The organism is Pantoea sp. CTOTU46764 (assembly GCF_031974595.1).
GTDB classification, from domain to species: domain Bacteria; phylum Pseudomonadota; class Gammaproteobacteria; order Enterobacterales; family Enterobacteriaceae; genus Pantoea; species Pantoea trifolii.
The window spans coordinates 1-3,994 of record NZ_DALYOQ010000119.1 but is presented as its reverse complement, the minus strand read 5'-3'; the positions used below and the strand labels follow the sequence as shown (position 1 = coordinate 3,994).

At 59.7% G+C, this 3,994-nt stretch carries 4 protein-coding genes; 2 read left to right on the top strand and 2 right to left on the bottom strand.

Annotation, left to right across the window (positions count from 1 at the left end; translation table 11 throughout):
- A partial coding sequence (locus RTM06_RS22540) for an 8-amino-7-oxononanoate synthase (RefSeq protein WP_312184772.1) occupies window positions 1-859 on the bottom strand: 859 nt, incomplete at its 3' end.
- A complete protein-coding gene (gene bioB / locus RTM06_RS22535) occupies window positions 860-1,891 on the bottom strand; it encodes a biotin synthase BioB (protein WP_007890608.1) in 1,032 nt (343 codons plus the stop codon). It lies immediately after the preceding gene.
- Between the two features lie 88 nt (window positions 1,892-1,979).
- Here bioB and bioA point away from each other — a divergent pair, with 88 nt between their 5' ends.
- Both bioA and RTM06_RS22525 read left to right on the top strand, forming a co-directional pair.
- A complete protein-coding gene (gene bioA / locus RTM06_RS22530) occupies window positions 1,980-3,275 on the top strand; it encodes an adenosylmethionine--8-amino-7-oxononanoate transaminase (protein ID WP_312184771.1) in 1,296 nt (431 codons plus the stop codon).
- A 29-nt stretch (window positions 3,276-3,304) separates the two neighbouring features.
- Window positions 3,305-3,781, top strand: coding sequence for a kinase inhibitor (locus RTM06_RS22525; protein WP_154153292.1), 477 nt, complete (start codon window positions 3,305-3,307; stop codon window positions 3,779-3,781).
- The last annotated feature ends 213 nt before the right edge of the window (window positions 3,782-3,994 follow it).

Genomic DNA, 3,994 nt, shown 5'->3' with positions numbered 1-3,994 from the left:
CGCCTTGTTGAATCTGCCGCAGTGCCGCCAGCAACGCGTAGCACTGCGCCGGTGGCATCGCGGTGGAGTAGATCAGATGGCGTGAAAACTGCTCGACGTAATCGGCAGTGGCGTCATCGCACAGCAGCGCCGCGCCGCTGACGCCAAACCCTTTGCCGAAGGTGACAATCAGCAGTTCCGGTTTGACCTGCTGCTGCCAGCAGCTGCCGCGCCCTTGCGCACCAGTGACGCCAATGCCGTGCGCATCATCCACCAGCAGCCAGCCGTTGCCGCGCCGCGTCTGTTCGGCAATCTCGGCCAGCGGTGCGCTGTCGCCATCCATGCTAAACACGCCCTCGGTCACCACCAGCGTGCCGCCATCCGACGGCGTTGCCAGCAGCTTCGCCAGACTTTCCGGCTGATTGTGGGCAAAACGACGCAGGCTGGCTGGGCTGTGGCTGGCGGCATCCAGCAGTGAAGCATGCGCCAGCTTATCGGCGAAGATGCGATCCTGCTTTTTCGCCAGCAGATGGATCACCGCCTGATTGGCGGCAAATCCCGAAATGAACAGCAGCGCGCGCGAATAGCCCAGCCAGTCCGCCAGCTCCGCTTCGAGCTGCGCATGATGGCGGCTGTAACCGGTGACATGACCGGATGCGCCCGCACCCGCGCCCGTCTCGGCCGCGCCCTGCTGCCAGGCAGCGATCACCGCCGGATGCTGACTCAAGCCGAGATAGTCATTGCTGGAGAAGTGGCGATAACGCTGCCCTTCGAGCGTAATCTCCCGCACGCTGTTGTGCTCAACGGGACGCCGCAGCCGCCAGCCATCCGCGGCGCGCCGCGCCGCCAGCGCCTCATCAATACGTTGTGACCAGCCCATTTACACAGCCGCGTTATAGAACTGCTCGGTATCCGCGTGAAGCAGCTGCTCGCTGAGCTGATATTGTTGCTCGTTGTCACCGGCGGTTGTCGCGGTATGCTCCGGATTCAGGCCCAGTTTGCGGAACAGAATCAGATCTTTATCCTCTTCCGGGTTTGGCGTGGTGAGCAGCTTGCAGCCGTAGAAGATTGAGTTTGCACCGGCCATAAAGCACATTGCCTGCGTTTGCTCGCTCATCTGCTCACGACCGGCTGAAAGGCGCACGTGCGAGGATGGCATCATAATGCGCGCCACCGCGATGGTGCGGATGAAGTCGAACGGTTCCACGTCGTCGTTATCGGCCAGCGGCGTGCCCTTGACCTTCACCAGCATGTTGATCGGTACGCTCTCGGGTGGCGTTGGCAGATTCGCGAGTTGCACCAGCAAGCCCGCGCGATCCTTCACCGTTTCACCCAACCCCACGATGCCGCCGGAACACACTTTGATGCCCGCGCCGCGCACTTTATCCAGCGTATCCAGACGTTCCTGGTAGCTGCGCGTGGTAATGATGTTGCCGTAAAACTCTGGCGAGGTGTCGAGGTTGTGGTTGTAGAAATCAAGCCCGGCTTCGGCGAGACGTTGTGCCTGGCTGCCATCTAGCGTGCCGAGCGTCATGCAGGTTTCCATTCCCATCGCTTTCACGCCCTGCACCATCTGCTGCAAGTACGGCATGTCGCGCTCGTGCGGATTTTTCCACGCCGCGCCCATGCAGAAGCGGCTCGATCCCGCCGCTTTGGCTTTGCGCGCCGATTCCAGCACCGCATCCACTTCCATCAGACGTTCTGATTCCAGACCGGTTTTGTAGCGTGCGCTCTGCGGACAGTATTTACAGTCTTCCGGACAGGCGCCGGTTTTGATCGATAGCAGCGTGCTGACCTGCACCTGGCGTGGATCGAAATGTTGACGATGCACTTGCTGCGCTTCAAACATCAACTCAAGGAAAGGTTTATCGAACAGTGCCTGAGCTTGTGTCAGTGTCCAGCGGTTTGCCATTGCTTACTCCAGAAAAAGGGGGTTCATCCCGACGATTAACGTGGTTATACTTGTAAACTAAATCTTTTTAAAATGGTTTACAACTCGCATGTTCACTCAGGACGACCTCAACTTTGACCGCCAGCATATCTGGCATCCCTATACGTCGATGCGCGATCCCCTGCCCTGTTATCCGGTTGTCGCGGCGCACGGCTGTCAGCTGCAGCTGGCCGATGGACGTGAATTGGTCGATGGCATGTCGTCGTGGTGGGCGGCGATCCACGGTTACAACCATCCGCGCCTCAACCAGGCGCTGCGGCAGCAAATGACGCAGATGTCGCATGTGATGTTTGGCGGCATTACCCATCCGGCGGCGGTGGAGCTGAGTCGCCAGCTGGTTGCCATGACACCTGAGGCGTTGGAGTGCGTGTTCCTCGCCGATTCAGGTTCGATCGCCGTCGAAGTGTCGATGAAAATGGCGTTGCAATACTGGCTGGGACGCAACCAAACGCGACAGAAATTCCTCACGCTGAAGCACGGTTATCACGGCGATACCTTTGCCGCGATGTCGGTATGCGATCCGGAAAATTCGATGCACAGCCTGTGGCGCGGCTATCTGCCGGAACATCTGTTCGCCCACGCGCCGCAGTGTGCTTTCGATGATGCGTGGAATGAGGCGGATTTCGCCGATTTCGCGCAGCTGGTCGAAATCCACTATCGCGAGATTGCGGCGGTGATTCTTGAGCCGATTGTGCAAGGCGCGGGCGGCATGCGTTTCTACCATCCGCGCTATCTGCAGCAGGTACGCGAGCTGTGCGATCGCTACGGTTTGCTGCTGATTGCCGATGAGATCGCCACCGGATTTGGCCGCAGCGGCAAACTTTTTGCCTGTGACCATGCGGGCATCACGCCAGACATTCTCTGCCTCGGCAAAGCGCTGACCGGCGGCACCATGACGCTCTCCGCCACGCTGACCACGCGTGAAGTCGCGGATACCATCAGCCGCAGCGCAGCGGGCTGCTTTATGCACGGTCCCACCTTTATGGGCAATCCGCTGGCCTGCGCGGTGGCGGTGGAAAGTCTGAAAATGGTGAATGAAGGACATTGGCAGTGGCAAGTGGCACAGATTGAACAGCAGCTGCGTGCCGAGCTGCTGCCGCTGCGCGGTCATCACGCGGTGGCCGACGCGCGCGTGCTGGGGGCGATTGGCGTGATCGAAACCCATCAGGCGGTGAACATGGCGGCGTTGCAGCACTTCTTCGTGGAGCGCGGCGTGTGGATTCGTCCGTTTGGGCGATTGATCTACCTGATGCCACCTTATCTGATTTCTGCCGCCGAACTGACGAAACTGACGCAAGCGGTCGGTGCGGCACTGGATGTTGCGGCGCATTTCCACCATGATTGAGGGCACTGCACAACCAATAAGGAGCGATCATGCGCGTAGTTAGCCAGGATTTTAACGACGGCGATAAAATGCCAGAGCGACACGTTTTCAACGGCATGGGTTACCAGGGCGACAATGTGTCACCGCATCTGGCGTGGGATGATGTGCCGGCGGGCACCAAAAGCTTTGTGGTCACTTGCTACGATCCCGACGCGCCAACCGGTTCCGGCTGGTGGCATTGGGTGGTAGCGAACATTCCGGCAGAAGTCACCGAGTTGCCGCAGGGCGCCGGTTCCGGTGTGGCAGAACTGCCGGAGAGCGCCATTCAGACGCGCACCGATTTTGGCCAAACCGGCTACGGCGGCGCGGCGCCACCGCAAGGCGAATCACATCGCTACATCTTTACGGTGCATGCGCTGGATACGGATAAAATTGATGTGGATGAAGGCGCGAGCGGCGCGATGGTAGGCTTTAACGTGCATTTCCATGCGCTGGCCAGTGCGTCGATTACGGTGAAGTACGCGTAATAAAAAAGGTCGCCATGAATGGCGTAATGCCGCTCAGTTAAGCCTGGAGCGACTTTCGTTCGCCATTTGCTAAGGTAGTTGCAGCACCTTCGTGCGGCGACCGAGCAGAGGACGCCTGGCCGCGCCCTCTGCACTCCCGGGCCTTGCGCCAGCCCAACCCGCCGCTTCGCGGTACCTTCACTCATTCACGATTCCTGACGGACCGGTGGCGAT